Origin of the sequence: Roseicella sp. DB1501 (assembly GCF_013112485.1) — a bacterium.
Classification (GTDB): Bacteria; Pseudomonadota; Alphaproteobacteria; order Acetobacterales; family Acetobacteraceae; genus Paracraurococcus.
This window is the reverse complement of record NZ_JABFHG010000003.1, coordinates 114,897-129,975: the sequence shown is the minus strand read 5'-3', so window position 1 is coordinate 129,975 and position 15,079 is coordinate 114,897. Positions and strand designations below refer to the sequence as shown.

Here is a 15,079-nt window from a genome sequence, read left to right as displayed (position 1 = left end):
CGCATGGCTCGCCGCTTTCCCCGCATCGAGGAAGCGCACCGCGCCTTCATCGCCCGGCAGCACATCTTCTTCGCCGCCAGCGCGGCGCCGGGCGCGCGGGTGAACCTCTCGCCGCGCGAGGGCGCCGCGCTGCGCGTGCTCGGCCCCGATGCCGTCTGCTGGCTCGACCGCACCGGCAGCGGCGCCGAAACGGCGGCGCATCTGGCAGCCGATGGCCGGCTGACGCTGATGTTCTGCGCGTTTTCCGGGCCGCCCATGATCCTCCGCCTCTATGGCCGCGGCGAGAGCCTGAGGCGGGGCAGCGACGCCTATGCCGCGCTCCTCGCCGGGGCCTATGGCGGCGAGGAGGTGCCCGGCGCGCGGCAGATCGTGCGGCTCGCGGTCGATCTCGTGCAGACCTCCTGCGGTTATGGCGTGCCGCTCTTCGAGCATGTCGGCGAGCGCCGCACGCTCGAGGACTGGGCGCGGCGCAAGGGCGAGGCGGGTCTCGCCGATTATCGCACGAAGAAGAACGCCCGCAGCCTGGACGGCCTGCCGACAGGGCTGGCGTGAGCGCCTGCCGCTCCCGGCCGCCGGCGCGATCCGCCGCGCCATGACCGCGCGCGTCATCCTCAATGCCGACGATCTCGGCCTGGCGCCGGAGGTGAACGACGCCATCGAGCAGGCGCACCGCGAGGGCGTGCTGACATCGGCGAGCCTGATGGTGGGCGAGCCGGCTGCCGCCGCGGGCGTGGCGCTGGCCCGCCGCAATCCGGGCCTCGCGGTCGGGCTGCATCTGACGCTCACCGACGGCACTCCGAGCCTGCCGCCCGGCCGCATCCCGGCGCTGGTCCGGCCCGATGGCCGCTTCCGCGACGACATGGCCGGGCTTGGCCTCGCGCTCGCCGTCTCCGGCGCGGCACGGGCGCAGCTTCGGGCCGAGATCGCCGCGCAATTCGCCGCCTTCCGCGCGACCGGCCTCGCCTGCGACCACCTCAATGCGCACAAGCACTACCACCTGCACCCGGTGATCGCCGGCATCGCCTTCGCCGAGGCGGCGCGGCAGGGCATCCGCGCCGTGCGCATCCCCTGGGAACCGCCCTCGCTGGTGCCCGGCGCCGGGCGGGCGCTTCTGCCCATGCTGCTCTGGTTGCGGCGCCTCGCCGCGCGGCATGGGCTGCGGGCGCCGGATCGGGTGGTCGGGCTGCGCTGGACCGGCGCCTTCACCACCAAGCGGCTGGCCGCCATCCTGCCCCAACTGCCGGCGGGCGTGACCGAGATCTACCTGCATCCCGCGACGGCCGGCGGCTTTCCCGGCGCGGCGCCGGGCTACCGCTATGCCGAGGAGCTGGCCGCCCTGACCGATCCGCGCGTCCGCGCCGCCGCCGCCCGGCACCGGACCGGCGGCTATGCCACGATGCTCGCCGCATGAGCCGCCTCGGCCCGTTGCTGGCCCTCGGCGGCCTCGCTCTGGCGCTGCTGCTGCTGGCGCAGCAGGACTTCACCGAGGTCGGCGCCCTGCTGGCGAGCGCCGGGCTTGGCCTGGTGCTGGCGGCGCTGGCGCATATCCCTTCTATGGCGCTGAACGGCCATGCCTGGCGGCTGCTGCTGCCGCACCGGCGCCGGCCCTCCCTCGCTGCCATGACGGCGAATGTCTGGATCCGGGAATCGGTGAACGGGCTGCTGCCGGTGGCCCGCGTCGGCGGCGAGATCGCCTCCTACCGCCTGCTGCGCGGCGAGGGCGTGGCCGTCGCCCCGGCCGCGGCCAGCCTGATGGTCGATATGGCGATCTCCATTCTCAGCCAACTCATCTTCGCGCTGCTTGGCCTGGCGCTGCTGGCCTGGGCCGGGGCCGGCATCGGCTGGGGCGGGATCGCGCTGGCGATGCTCTGCGGCCTGGCGCTTGCCGCCGGCTTCATCCTGGCGCAGCGGGCGGACATCCTCTCGCGCCTGGCGCGGCTGCTGAACGGGGTGGCGGCGGGGCGCTTCCCCGCCCTCGAATCGCATTCGGCCCGCATCGACCGGATGACGCGGCGGCTCTGGCGGGTGCGGAGCGCCATCCTCGGCTGCTTCCTCTGGCAGCTCGCCGGCTGGGCAGCCGGGGCCATCGAGATCTGGCTGGCGCTGTATTTCCTCGGCCACCCCGTCGGCATGGCGGAGGCGCTGGCGATCGAGGCGCTGATCCAGGCGGTCTCCTCCGCTGCCTTCCTGGTGCCGGGGGCGCTGGGGTTGCAGGAGGCGGGCTTCCTCGGCCTCGGCCTGCTGCTCGGCCTGCCGGCGGAGATGGCGGCGGCGCTCGCCATTGCGCGCCGGCTGCGCGACCTGATTGTCTTCCTGCCGGGGCTGCTGGCCTGGGTCTGGGCGGAGCGGCGAATCGCCGCGGCGGCGCCGGGCCTGGGCTAGAGCAGATCCCGTTCGAGTGGAAACACTCGGACGGGTGAAGATGCTCCGAAAACAAGCGGCTGGAGCGTGATCGCTTGAGGTGGACTCACCGAAAAGCGTGGATCACGCGATCAAACAACGGCCCGGACCATAATCCGCGACCCTGTGTGAGCGGATCATGGTCTAGAAGGGTCATCGCGCTCCCGGCCAGCGGCGCCGCCGGGATCTGCGCAGCGACATCCGGGCGGGCGCGTCTCGGCGCCCGCCCGGGCATGTCAGGGCGTCGCGTGCGTCCCTTCCGACATGGCCACGCCATGCGGCGCGCCGACGCCAAGCGCCATGCTGGCCTCCATGCCGGCCTCGCCGGCGGGCTGCGGCGCCCGCTGGCGACGGGCCTGCAGCCAGTCCCGCAGCCGATGCCGCTCGGCGCGGGCGCGGTCGAGCGCGATCGCCATCCGGCCGAGCAGCGTGCCGGCCCCGACGCAGGAGGTGAGCACCTCCTGCCGGTTGGCGAGACGCCCCTTGTAGCTCTCGTCGCCGCGCAGGAAGTCGACCTCGGTGAAGCCGTGCTCGATGGCCCAGCGGATATAGTCCACCAGGATCAGCGTGCCGGGCGAGGCGCGGTTGAACTCGGGGTCGAAGGCCGAGAGGAAGCCGCTCAGGCGCCGGCCCTCGACCATGCTGACGAGGCCTGCGGCGAGCCGGTCACCCGCCTCCAGCACCATCAACCGGAGGCTGCCCTTCGCCACCAGCGCATCGATCAGCGCCCGCAGCAGCGTGCCGTCATCCTGAAGCAGGGGCGAGGTCAGGCCCTCGCGCTTCAGCCAGTCGGTCTTCAGAAGCCGCATCTGCTCGACGATCCGCGCGAGTTCCGCGGGATCCTCGACGGTGCGGAAGCGCACCGGCCCGGTCTGGGCGAGGATGCGGCGGCCGCGCAGGTCGTTGTTGCGGCCCTTCTTGCCGAGATCCTGGAAGAAGGCGGCGGAGTCGCGCCAGGCATCGAGGCGCACGCCGGTGGCCAGCACGGTCCGCCGGTCCGGCTGCAGCCGCACGCGCCGGCTGAGCGACGGCAAGGCCCGCGCCGCCGCATTCGCCCGCAGATGGTTGATGCTGGCGATGTCAAAACCGCCCTGCCGCTCGACCTCGCGCCAGAGCGCTTCGAGCACGGTGGGGGCCGCCAGGCCGGGGGCCAGCAGGGCGTCACAATAATCCGTGCAGTCATTCGCGGCCCAGCCGAGCATGCGCAGGCCGCGCCGCCGCTGCACCACCAGCGGCAGCACACCGACCAGATCGGCGCCGCGCCAGGCGAGGGCGATGTGGAGATCGAAGCCCTGCGTCTCGCCGCCGCCGCGCCACCAGGCGGCGATCCAGGCATGCGACTGGAAGACATCGGCCTGGGCGCGGCGCTCAAGCGCCTCCCAGCCCTCCCGCACCGCATCAAGGCGCGCGGAGTCGCGGACGATTTCGAGCGTCAGCCCGTCCTGCCGCGCCCGCGGTGCCGGACGGAACCAGGAGAGCGCGGTTTCCGCCATGCGCCGCAACGGCAGGATGTAGAGCCCGTACAGCGACTGGTACTCCCGTCCCTCGCGCGGCCCGATGCCGAATTCGAAGCGCTCATTGGGTTCCGGCACGCAGGCGGTGCCGAACATGCGGTCCCAGACCGAAAGCAGCAGGCCGAAATTGCGGTCGTAGTGCTTCGGGTTGACGCTGTGATGCAGCTGATGCCAGTGCGGGCACAGGATCACGCCATTGAGAGGCCCGAAGGAGACGCGCAGATGCGTGTGCCGGATGAAATCCATCATCAGGATGTTGCGGATCACGTAGACGCTAACGCCGAGGACGGTCGCCTCGACGAGGTCGACGGCGAAGTAGTACCAGACGCCGTAGACGACGCCGACGAAGAGGCCGTCCCACACCCGGTTCATCAGCTCATCAACCGGATGGATCCGATCCTTGGTGATGCCCACCATGACCTCGGCCGAATGATGAACCTTATGTAACTCCCACAGGATGGGAATTTTGTGCTGGGCGAGGTGATAGAGGTAATAGGATAGGTCGTAGGCGAGCAGGCCGGTGATCGTGAAGAAGACGATCGTCCAGGGACCTGCCGGCGCGGCGTCGTGGTAATCGCCGCCCAGCACATGGTTCAGCAGCGAGGCGGTGGCGTAGCCGACCACGAAGATGACGCTGGCGGAGGCGGGGATGAACATCACCCGCATGACCAGCTTGCGCGTCACCCAGAAGAAAAGGTCCGCCCGGGCCGAGGGATGCGTCAGGATCTCGCGCGGGAAGGCGAAGCGCAGCCAGTTGCGGAGATCGCGCGGCCCTGGATGCGACCAGAGGTACATCGCGACCGACGCGATCAGGCTCGTCGCCAGCACGGCGGCGAAAGCGAGGGCGTTGGGGCCGGTCAGCTTGCTGGCGATGGTCTCGGCCAGACCTGCAAGTTGCGTCATGAGGTCCTTCTCGTAGCAGGCGGCGTGGAACGGAGCCTGGTACCAACGGGTGGTCGTCTGCGGCCCAAAGATAGTCTACAGGAGCGCAATCGTAGACGATGAAAAGATTACGTAACCTCTCAAGCCATCACCCGTGGTTGTATTCCCACGATCGCGTGATGGCGCCGCAGTCCCGTCACTCGGTGGAACGGCGCTGTTCACCTTTCGAGACATGACATGGCCCTTCGACCGCACGCATTGACAACACAGTGAGACCTTTGCGGTGCAGCACCGCCGGTAATCGTGAGGTCGCGGCGGCAACGATTTGCGCGGTGATTGCGTGAGAACTTGGCCTTGTCAGTGGTTTGGCGAGGTCGCGCGGCGACCAGTATGAAACCGTGAAGAGTCCTAACTCGGATCGTTTTGCTCACCGAGGAATGATAAAGGGTTGCTGTCACTCAACCTTTAGGCGGTGTATGAGGTCCTTGTTATTGGGATGGGGTTTTCGTGTATTGCTGATCGAGGGAGCATACGCTGCTATATGGCGTCGCAGCAAACCTGCCGATCTGAGGAAGAAATGGCGCAAGTCTCCTGGACGCACGATACATCTTTCTCCTCCGACACGGCGCAAGAACAAGATCTCCGGTGGCACTACAGACTCCGGAAAGCCATGCGCCCGACCGTGAAGCGCGGAATGGACGTGGTCGGTGCCGCTGGCCTGCTGTTGGTTCTGGCGCCTGCGCTCCTGCTGCTTGCTGCCTGCGTGGCGGCGGATGGCGGTCCGGTATTCTTCGTCCACCGGCGGATCGGCCGCGGTGGCCGGGTCTTCGGCTGCCTCAAGTTCAGGAGCATGCGCATCGATGCCGAGCAGGCGCTGCAGGCCCTGCTCGAGCGCGATCCGCAGGCCCGGGCCGAATGGAACGAGCGGCGGAAGCTGCGCGCCGATCCGCGGGTGACGCGCATCGGCCGCATCCTGCGCGCCACGAGCCTCGATGAGCTGCCGCAGCTCATCAACGTGCTGCGCGGCGAGATGAGCCTGGTCGGGCCGCGTCCCGTCCTGCGCGAAGAGCTCGATCAGTACTACGTGCCGGCGGGTGCAGCCGACGACTACATGTCGGTCCGGCCGGGCCTCACGGGGGCATGGCAGGTGAGCGGCCGGAGCGACACCAGCTTCGCGCAGCGCATCGCCCTCGATGTTGCGTATGTGCAGTTCCCATCCTTGCGAAAAGACCTTGCGATCCTGGCATGTACCGGTGCGGTCGTGGTACGTCGCCGTGGCGCGTATTGAGGGCCCAGAGGCGATGTTCTTCGCAGCCGATGCCAACTTTGACCGCTTCACGAATCGCGAAGCCTTTGGTCTTTCCGATCTGGTCAGCTCCCTGCGTCAACGGAAGCTGCTGCTTCTTGCGATGTGCGGGATCGGCGCGATCGGCGGGCTGGCCTTCTCGCGGGTCCTGACGCCGTCCTATTTCGCCGAGGCGACCATGGTCGCCGAGCCGCCGAGCGTGCGCACGCGGACGGTGTCCGAACTGGCGCCCGACGGCGTGCAGATGCCGCCCGATCCGGCGATCACCCGCACGGCGGTCGAGACAATCAGCTCACCGCTGATCATCGACCGCGCGCTGCGCTCGCTGCCGCCCGCGATCCAGGCGAACCTCACCCGGGAAGCGCTCGGCGACAACAACGGCAAGTCTTCCTGGTCGCCCTGCGCGCCCGGCGCCGCAGGCCTGGTCGGGCATCTCCCGACGGTGCTGCAGCAGCCGGCGCAGTCGGTCTGCGACTTCCTCACGCCGCCCGCCGAGCCGGTCTCGAACGAGCCGCCGGAGGTGCAGGAGCGCCGCCGCCTCGCCGCCTTCGTCGCGAAGAAGCTGCAGGTGGAGAACACCGGCCGCTCCTACACCGTCCGCGTCGCCTACACCGCCTCCGACCCGCAGGTCGCGGCGGCGGTGGCGAATGCCGTGGTCGATCAGTATCTCGCCTACCGGACCGAGGTGACGAACAACAACAACGAGGAGACCGCGGCGACGCTGGCGAGCAAGCTCGCCTCGCTCTCCGACGAGCTGCGCGCCGCCGAGCGTAACACGCAGCAGATGCGCGAGCAGGTGCGGCTGCAGGAGCTGCGCTCGGGCGCGTTGACGCAGCAGCAGGCGACCGAACTCATGACCGGCCTTCTCACGGTCCGCATGAAGCTCACCAATGCCGAGGCGCGGCTCGACGCCGCCTCGAAGGGGTCCGGCGCCGCCGGCGGCGCGGCCGCGACCGAAGTGCTCAGCTCGCCGACCATCCAGCAGCTGCGCAAGCAGGAGGCCGAGCTCGACCGCCAGGAGGCGCAGCTCTCCTCGACCCTCGGCCCGTCGCACCCGAACGTGCGCTCGGTCCGGCAGGAGCTGTCGCAGACACGGCGGCTGATCGCCGACGAGGTGTCGCGCGTCACCCGCAGCCTGCAGACCGAGGTGAATGCCGCACGGCGGCAGGAGGTCAACATCGTCGAGACCCTGCGCCAGCAGGAGAAGGCGATCGCAGCCAATGCCGATGCGCATGCCGCGCTGCGCCAGGCGGAGCGGCAGGCCACGGCGCTCGCCCAGGTCTACGACCACTTCCTGCTGCGCCAGCGGGAGCTGAACGGCCGGCGCGACCTGCCCGAGCTCAGCACCCGGCTGCTCTCCTCCGCCGCCGTTCCGCTGCGGCCGAACGGCGCGACCGCCCCGGCCCTGGCCGGTCTCGGTGGTCTCGGCGGCCTGATGATCGGCGCCTCCATCGCCGTCTATCGCGGCCGGCGGCAGCGGCAGAACGACCCGGTGATCCTCGGCCAGCAGGCGCTGAGCGACGCGCTCGACGTCACCTACCTGCCGAAGATCCCGCAGCATCGCGGCTCGATCTCGCGCTTCGTCTCCGAGAACCCCTACTCACCCTATGCCGAGGCGCTGCACTGGGCCCGCGCCTCGCTGCAGGTGCGGCTCGAGGGGATGAGCCGGCGGGTGATCATGGTCACCTCCTCGCAGCCGGGCGAGGGCAAGAGCTCCTTCTGCATGGCGCTGGCCGCCGCGCTGACGCTGACCAAGCAGACCGCCGTCGTCGTCGACTGCGACCTGCGCAAGCCGCAGCCGGCGAACCTGCCGCAGCAGTCGAGCCATCTCACTGAGTGGCGCGACCTGCCGGAGGAGGACAGCGACCTCGAGGTGCGGATGTACTGGGCGGGGGCGGAGCACCCGAACACCGTGCGGTTCAGCGCCGCCGTGGCGCACCCGCACGTCATCCTTTCCTCGCCCAAGTTCCGGGCGTTGATCAACTCGCTGGCGGCGAATTTCGACTACGTCATCCTCGACACGCCGCCGCTCTCGGTTGCCTCCGACAGCCTCTTCGTGGGCTACAATGCCGATGAGTGCCTGATGGTGACCAAGTGGCGCTCCACGCCGCTCAGCACCGTTCGGGCCGGCGTCGCCGATCTGCGGGCGCGCGGCATCCGGGTCTCCGGCCTCATCGTCAACCAGGCCGAGATGATCGACACGACGGGCCTGAACCGCCCGCTGCTGCGCGGAGCCGCTAGCGCCGATGCCTCGGCCTATCGCTACCCGCCGCGCGCGATCCCGCTCGACCATCATTCGGCGACGGAGACGGAGCGCGCGTGAGCACGCAGGCCATGCCGTCGGATGCCGGTGGCCGCGCGGACGCCTCAGCGCCGGCGGCCCCTGGGATCTGCGTCCTCCTGCCGGTCTACAACGACCAGGAGGGGCTGGAGCGGACCTTCGAGGTGCTGGCCGCCGATCCGCATCCCTTCGACATCGTCGTGGTGGATGACGGCAGCCGCACGCCGATCCAGGCGCCGGAGCGGTGCGGCAGCCATGCCGTCACCCTCCTCCGGCTCACGCCGAACCGGGGCATCGAGCACGCGCTGAATGCCGGGCTCGAGGCGATCCTCGCTCGTGGCTACGACTACATCGCCCGGCTCGATGCCGGCGACACGCCGATCCTGGGCCGCTTCGAGGCGCAGGCCGCCTATCTCGACGCGCATCCGGAAGCCGGCATCGTCGGCAGCTGGGTGCAATGCGTCGACGATGATGGCGAGTATCTCTATACCCTGCGCTTCCCAACTGAGCATGCGGCGATCCTGCGCAAGCAGCGCTACGTCCCGGCGCTGCTGCATCCGGCCATCATGATGCGGGCAACGGCCCTGCGGGAGGTCGGGCTGTATTCCGACCGCTACAAGGCGGCCGAGGATTACGACCTCTTCGTGCGCATCGGGCGGCGCTACCGGCTCGCCAACCTGCCGCAGGTGCTGACCACCTATATCGTCAGCAGCCGCGGCATCACCTCCTCCAAGCGCAACCGGACCCTGGTCTCGCGGCTGAAGATCCAGCTTCGGGATTTCTCCTGGATCGATCCGCATGCCTATCTCGGTGTGGCGCGGACCGTGACCTTCATGGCGATCCCCTTCCGGACGCTGACAGCCGCCAAGCGCCTGCTCTGGCGCTGAGCCCTCGCCCTTCCGTTCCCGCCTGAGCCGGGTACGGAAGGGCGCACTCTCCCCCAGCGCTTCGATCATCGCCGTCACGCATCGCCCCTGGACTTGCAACCGCGCCGGGGCGATGGAACCGGCCGCCGCAGGCCGGGTTGCGCGCTTCGGTCCGGAGGCGGGCATTGCGCGAACGGGCCATGCTCCCGGTCCGCCAACCACCAGGAGAGGCGCATGACCACCGATGCCGCGACGCTCGACGAGGCCGGGCGCGAATTGCTGTTCCGGGCCGCGCGGACGCATTACGCCTGGACCGACCGGCCGGTCCCCGACACTCAACTTCAGGAGCTTTACGACCTGCTGAAATGGGGCCCGACCAGCGCCAATACCTGCCCGGCCCGCTTCCTCTTCATCCGGACCCGGGAGGGCAAGGAGAAGCTGCGGCCCGCCCTCTCGGCCGGCAATGTCGAGACGACGATGCGCGCGCCGGTCACCTGCATCGTCGCCCATGACGAGCGCTTCTACGATGCCCTGCCGCGATTGCTGCCGGGCATCGATGCGGTCGGCTGGTTCGCCGACAATGCCCAGCTGGCGCGTGAGACCGGCTTCCGCAACGGCACCTTGCAGGGCGCCTACCTTATCCTGGCCGCCCGCGCCGTCGGCCTGGATGCTGGGCCGATGAGCGGCTTCGACAATATCCGAGTCGATGACGCCTTCTTCCCGGGCGAGACCTGGAAATCCAATTTCCTGGTCAATCTCGGCCATGGCGATGCGACGGCGTTGCCACCCCGCGCGCCGCGCCTCGGCTTCGACGAGGCCTGCCGGCTGGAATAACGCGGTACGCGGCCGCGCTCAGTCCTCGGTGGTGCCGTCCGGCCGCCCCAGCCCATGCGCGTCGAAGACGCCGTGCAGCCATTGCAGGACACGGTCCTGGTTGCAGGGCCGCCGCTCCCGCTGGGTCGGGCCGCCCAGGCCGTGCAGATCGGCCTCCGGCGCATAATGCGGGTGGATCGTCACCGCCAGCACCGGGACACGCGCCCAGCTCTGGCGGATGCGCTTGATGACCGCACGGCCATCGCCACCGAATTGCGGCATCTGCAGGTCGATGACGACGCCGGCGAGGTCGAGGCCGGGCACCAGCACCGCCTCGGGATCGGCGCAGGGCGCGAGCAGCGTATCGAAGCCGGTGATCGTCGCCAAATCCTGGATCTCGGCGGCCGAGGTCTCGTCCAACCCGAAGAGCAGCAGGCAGGGCCGTGCCTGCAGTTGCGAGGAGCGCCGTTCCGCATCCTCCCAGACCGCCAGCAGCGCCTCGTTCACGCTCGGATAGGGCCCGACCGGGCGGGCCTCCTCGGCGAACTGCACGAGGATGTCCGAGTCGCGGCGCGCCAGGTTCCAAGTCAGCACCTTCCGCCCGGGGGCGCGGCTGACCGTGATTTCGAGATAGGGGTCATTTAGCACATCCTGCCGCTCGGCCACCCTCCAGCCAGGCCGGGCGAAGACGAAACGTGCGGCGATCCGGGCGTCCTGAGCCGTTGTGCCGCTGCGGCGATGGCGGTTCGTCAGAGAAAAAACATTCATGCTCACGCCCTGAACAAGCTCCTATGGAGCGGTGGGCCCATGGTCCGTTAGCAACTTATAGTAGATAGACACGCTGGAGTACGCGTAAAAAATTCAGCGGATGGACGTGGCACAAATGTCACGAAATTAACATGTGGGGGAAATTAGAAAACAATCCGGAACAAAACCCCGGCCATGATGGGCGTCCAGGTCGCAGATCGCCCTTATCTCGTTAGGCCTTCGCATCTTCCCCGTTCGGACAACAGCACGCAAGCCCCGGCACGGCCAGGTTTTCCACGCCCGTCCCGAGTCGCGCCCGTCTGTCCGCCGCCCTCGTTATGGGCTGCGATGCGCCCCCACGGCCGGCTCAGGCCGCGGCCTGGCCGGCCGCCGGATCTAGCCGGTAGCCGCCGCCCTCGGTCAGCAGCAGCTGCGCATTGCTGGGATCGGGTTCGATTTTCTGCCGCAGGCGGTAGATATGGGTCTCGAGCGTATGGGTCGTGACCGCGCTGTTGTAGCCCCATACCTCGTTCAGCAGCACCTGCCGCCCGACCGGCCGGCCGCCGGCGCGGTAGAGGTATTTGAGGATCGCGCTCTCCTTCTCGGTCAACCGGATCTTCCGGTTGCGCGCGGCCTCCATCAGCAGCTTCGCCGAGGGCCGGAAGGAATAGGGGCCGATGATGAAGGTGGCGTCCTCGGAATTGTCGAAGACGCGCAGCTGCGCCCGCAGCCGGGCCAGCAGCTCGTTCAGCCGGAAGGGCTTGGCGATGTAGTCGTTGGCCCCGGCATCCAGCCCCCGCACCACGTCCTGCTCGGCATCGGCGCCGGTCAGCATGATGATGGGGATCTTCAGCCCCTGCCGCCGCAGGCGGATGCAGAGCTCCCGGCCATCCCCGTCCGGCAGGCCGATATCCAGCAGGACCGCATCAAAGCGGCTGCTCGAGCCGGTGAGGATCTGCTCCGCCTCCGAAGCCGTGCCAGCCTCCTCCGGCGCGAACTCTCCCTCAAGGGAAAGCTGCTCGGCCAGCGTCGCACGCAGCGCGGCGTCGTCATCCACAATCAGCACGGGGCGCGGACCGGCCATGCCTTCTCCCAGTTCGCTCAGCGTTTCGATACGACGCTCTCTTCCGACAACTCGATGGCGAAGCTATGGCGTCGCTGTCAAGTTTAGATGGGAATCCCCTCCCGCCGCGCGCAAGCGGGGCGATAGCCGGATTATTTCGTTCATCTCGTCGTCGGCCGACGTCTCAATGCCACATTCCCCCTGCGTCATGCCCGGAACTTGGACCTACAGTCTTGACCATGACAATCCCTGAGGCCCCGCATCGTAACACGGTTGAGTCCCCGGCGCTGCCGGACGCGGAGGCCCTTGCCCTCCGGGCCGTCCACCGCGCCGCGGCCGAGCTGCGCCGCGGCACGCCGGTCCTCCTGCAGGGGATGCGGGGCGCGGAGCAGGGGTCGCCACCGGCATGGCTCGCCATCGCCGCGGCGGAGACGGTCGGCGCGACCGGCCTCGCCGAGCTCGCCGCCCTCGCCGGCGCGCCGCCGGTGCTGCTGCTCGCCCCGGCCCGGGCGGCGGCCATCGCCCTGCCGGCTCGCCACCCGCGGCAGGCGCCGGAGGAGGTGGTGGCCCTGCCCCTGCCTGCCACGCTGCTCTCGCCCGAGGCGTTGCGCAGCCTCGCCGATCCCACCGCCGAGCGGCTGCTGCCGGAGACGCCGCGCCCCGCGCGCCTGGCGCCGCCGCCGCTCGCCGCCGCCGCGATCGCCCTCGCCAAGCTCGGCCGCCTGCTGCCCGCCCTGGTCGCGCTGCCGCTCGAGCGGGAGCCGGCGCCACCGTCGCACCACCTGCTGGCGATCGAGGCGGCAAAGGTCCTCGCCTATCCTGCCAGCGCCGCCGCCACGCTGCGGAAGGTGGCCGAGGCCGCGGTGCCGCTCGAAGCCGCCGCCGATGCCCGCATCGTCGCCTTCCGCGCCGCCGATGGCGGGATCGAGCATCTGGCGATCCTGATCGGCCGTCCGGAGGCGGCGACGGACCCCGCCCCCCTGGTCCGGCTGCATTCCGAATGCTTCACCGGCGACCTCCTCGGCTCGCTCCGCTGCGATTGCGGGCCGCAGCTTCAGGGAGCGATCCGGCGCATGGCGGCCGAGGGCGCCGGCGTGCTGCTCTACCTGGCGCAGGAGGGGCGCGGCATCGGGCTGGTCAACAAGCTCCGCGCCTATGCGCTGCAGGATGCCGGGCTCGACACGCTGGACGCCAACCGCGCCCTCGGCTGGGGCGCCGATGAGCGCAGCTTCCTCGTCGCCGCCACCATGCTGCAGCAGCTCGGCATCGAGCGAGTGCGGCTGCTGACCAACAACCCGCAGAAGATCGCCGCCCTCACCGCCTGCGGCATCGTGGTGGAGGGGCGGGAGGCGCATGCCTATCCGCCCAACGGCGTGAACGACGACTATCTCGCCACCAAGGCCCGCCGCTTCGGCCATCTCCTTGCCTGAGGCCGCGCATGACCGGGCTCCCCATGACCCTCGCCGCCGGCCGTCCCGCGCATGAGCCTCCTCGCCGCCATGGCCGCGCCTGATCCCGGCCGCGCCAGCCTCGGCCCGGACGGGGTGCTGCGCCTCGGCCGGCAGGCCTGGCGCTGCGCCCTCGGCCGCGGCGGCATCCGCGCCGACAAGCGCGAGGGGGACGGCGCCACGCCCGTCGGCCTCCTGCCGCTCCGCCGCCTGCTCTACCGGGCCGACCGGGTGGCGGCGCCAACCTGCCGGGTGCCCGTCGAGCCGCTCTCGCCCGAGGATGGCTGGTGCGACGATCCCGGCGACGCCGCCTACAACCGCCGCATCCGCCTGCCGCATCCGGCGCGGCACGAGGTGCTCTGGCGTGAGGATCACCTCTACGACCTGATCGGCGTGCTCGGCTGGAACGACGCGCCGGTGGAGCGCGGCCGCGGCAGCGCCATCTTCCTGCATCTGGCCCGGCCGGACCTGGCGCCGACCGAGGGCTGCATCGCCCTGCCCGAATCGGAGTTGCGGGCGGTGCTGGCGGCAGGGCTGACCTCGATCGAGGTGCGGCCGGGCTGATTGCCGCCGCCCTGTTCGCAGGACATTCCACGAACATGGCGGTGGCAGCGTTGAGACCCGGGCCGAGTCGCGCCGCTCACCATGACGTGCGGCCTGACGGCCGTCGCCCCGTCGCGCGACCCTTCGGAATAAATGCAATTCCAATTCGAAACCGCATGAACCGGCATGCGCAATTTGCTGGACGTCGCCCTTATCGGCGCGGCAGTGTGCGGCCCCTAAATTACCGTCCGTTCATGCTGGCTACAGAATCGGGCAAGGGACGGGCGAGAGGGGAGGTCGGACCATGAAAGCCCTGCTTCAGGCCGCATACGACAATGCCTTCGTCGTGGCGCCGTTGCTCTTCTTGGCCGGGCTCGGCCTGGCCGCGATCGGCCTCGACGAGCCGGCGGTCATCGCCATGCTCGGCTGCGGCATGCTGCTGATGTTCAAGTCGGCCCTGACGCCTGACCGCCGGGCCTGACGGTCCGCGGCCGGCCGGCGGCCGGTCCGCCGATCATACAGGCGGCCGGCCGGCGCATCTCACCCACGCGCGCCGAAGATCGCCGAGCCGACGCGCACATGCGTCGCACCGCAGGCGATGGCCTGCTCGAAATCGGCGCTCATGCCCATGGAGACCACGGGCAAGCCGTGCCGCGTGGCGCGTTCGGCCAGCCATTCGAAATGCGGGCGCGGATCGCCCTCGGCGGGCGGAATGCACATCAGGCCGCAGATCGGCAGCCCATGCTCCTCGCGGCAGGCGCGCAGGAATTCGTCGCACTCGCCGGGCGGGATGCCGGCCTTCTGCGGCTCCTCCCCGACATTCACCTGGATGAGGCAATCCGGCCGCCGCCCCTCCTTCGCCATGGCCTCGGCCAGCGCCGCCGCCAGGCGCGGCCGGTCCAGGCTCTCGATCATATCGGCGAGGCGGACGGCGTCGCGCGCCTTGTTGGTCTGCAGGGCGCCGATGACGTGCAGGCGCAGCCCGGGCCAGGCCGGACGCAGGCCGGGGAATTTCGTCTGCGCCTCCTGCACCCGGTTCTCGCCGAAGACGCGCTGCCCGGCGGCGAGCGCGGCCTCGACCGCCGCGGCGGGGTGGGTCTTGGAGACGGCGACGAGGCTGACGGCGCCGGCGGGCCGGTTGGCGCGGGCCACCGCCTCGGCGATCCTGTCCTGGATCCGGGCGAGGTTGCGGGCGATGTCGTCGGAAGGGCTCATG

14 protein-coding genes are annotated in these 15,079 nt (G+C 70.0%); 10 read left to right on the top strand and 4 right to left on the bottom strand.

What is annotated here, in order from left to right; genetic code table 11:
- The first annotated feature begins 3 nt into the window (after positions 1-3).
- From HJG45_RS06925 to HJG45_RS06915, 3 genes are read left to right on the top strand one after another with little or no spacing between them, the layout of a single operon-like run.
- Complete coding sequence (locus HJG45_RS06925) at positions 4-552, top strand: pyridoxamine 5'-phosphate oxidase family protein (RefSeq protein ID WP_171611378.1); 549 nt, start codon at positions 4-6, stop codon at positions 550-552.
- Between the two features lie 40 nt (positions 553-592).
- On the top strand, positions 593-1,411 hold the full coding sequence (gene hpnK, locus HJG45_RS06920) for a hopanoid biosynthesis-associated protein HpnK (protein WP_171611377.1): 819 nt from the start codon (positions 593-595) through the stop codon (positions 1,409-1,411).
- Positions 1,408-2,382 carry a lysylphosphatidylglycerol synthase domain-containing protein gene (locus HJG45_RS06915; protein ID WP_171611376.1) on the top strand — a complete coding sequence of 325 codons (975 nt, stop codon included), beginning with the start codon at positions 1,408-1,410 and terminating at the stop codon, positions 2,380-2,382. Before hpnK ends, HJG45_RS06915 begins: the two co-directional genes overlap by 4 nt.
- A gap of 254 nt (positions 2,383-2,636) precedes the next feature.
- Here the strand turns inward: HJG45_RS06915 and HJG45_RS06910 are convergent, their stop codons facing one another.
- Entirely contained in the window at positions 2,637-4,817 is a 2,181-nt protein-coding gene (locus tag HJG45_RS06910; protein WP_171611375.1) for a GNAT family N-acetyltransferase, read from the bottom strand.
- A 649-nt stretch (positions 4,818-5,466) separates the two neighbouring features.
- Between HJG45_RS06910 and HJG45_RS06905 the strand changes: the two genes are divergently transcribed.
- From HJG45_RS06905 to HJG45_RS06890, 4 genes are all read left to right on the top strand, one after another.
- A complete protein-coding gene (locus tag HJG45_RS06905; protein ID WP_254452338.1) occupies positions 5,467-6,084 on the top strand; it encodes a sugar transferase in 618 nt (205 codons plus the stop codon).
- Positions 5,990-8,425: a GumC family protein gene (locus tag HJG45_RS06900; protein WP_368040531.1), complete on the top strand. Its 2,436-nt coding sequence runs from the start codon at positions 5,990-5,992 to the stop codon at positions 8,423-8,425. The genes HJG45_RS06905 and HJG45_RS06900 overlap by 95 nt, the downstream gene beginning before the upstream one ends.
- Complete coding sequence (locus tag HJG45_RS06895; RefSeq protein ID WP_171611373.1) at positions 8,422-9,270, top strand: glycosyltransferase; 849 nt, start codon at positions 8,422-8,424, stop codon at positions 9,268-9,270. Before HJG45_RS06900 ends, HJG45_RS06895 begins: the two co-directional genes overlap by 4 nt.
- 213 nt (positions 9,271-9,483) lie before the next feature.
- Positions 9,484-10,083, top strand: coding sequence for a malonic semialdehyde reductase (locus HJG45_RS06890; RefSeq protein WP_171611372.1), 600 nt, complete (start codon positions 9,484-9,486; stop codon positions 10,081-10,083).
- A gap of 18 nt (positions 10,084-10,101) precedes the next feature.
- Here the strand turns inward: HJG45_RS06890 and HJG45_RS06885 are convergent, their stop codons facing one another.
- Together HJG45_RS06885 and HJG45_RS06880 are read right to left on the bottom strand one after the other, a co-directional pair.
- Positions 10,102-10,836, bottom strand: coding sequence for a hypothetical protein (locus HJG45_RS06885; RefSeq protein WP_171611371.1), 735 nt, complete (start codon positions 10,834-10,836; stop codon positions 10,102-10,104).
- A 340-nt stretch (positions 10,837-11,176) separates the two neighbouring features.
- Complete coding sequence (locus HJG45_RS06880) at positions 11,177-11,893, bottom strand: response regulator transcription factor (protein WP_111469338.1); 717 nt, start codon at positions 11,891-11,893, stop codon at positions 11,177-11,179.
- A gap of 218 nt (positions 11,894-12,111) precedes the next feature.
- Here HJG45_RS06880 and ribA point away from each other — a divergent pair, with 218 nt between their 5' ends.
- From ribA to HJG45_RS06865, 3 genes are all read left to right on the top strand, one after another.
- Positions 12,112-13,302, top strand: coding sequence for a GTP cyclohydrolase II (gene ribA / locus HJG45_RS06875; protein ID WP_171611370.1), 1,191 nt, complete (start codon positions 12,112-12,114; stop codon positions 13,300-13,302).
- Between the two features lie 51 nt (positions 13,303-13,353).
- A complete protein-coding gene (locus tag HJG45_RS06870; RefSeq protein WP_254452336.1) occupies positions 13,354-13,884 on the top strand; it encodes a L,D-transpeptidase in 531 nt (176 codons plus the stop codon).
- 283 nt (positions 13,885-14,167) lie between these two features.
- Positions 14,168-14,344 carry a hypothetical protein gene (locus HJG45_RS06865; RefSeq protein WP_171611369.1) on the top strand — a complete coding sequence of 59 codons (177 nt, stop codon included), beginning with the start codon at positions 14,168-14,170 and terminating at the stop codon, positions 14,342-14,344.
- Positions 14,345-14,403: 59 nt separating this feature from the next.
- Here HJG45_RS06865 and HJG45_RS06860 read toward each other — a convergent pair whose 3' ends face one another.
- Entirely contained in the window at positions 14,404-15,078 is a 675-nt protein-coding gene (locus HJG45_RS06860) for a YggS family pyridoxal phosphate-dependent enzyme (protein ID WP_171611368.1), read from the bottom strand.
- Position 15,079 lies beyond the last annotated feature (1 nt).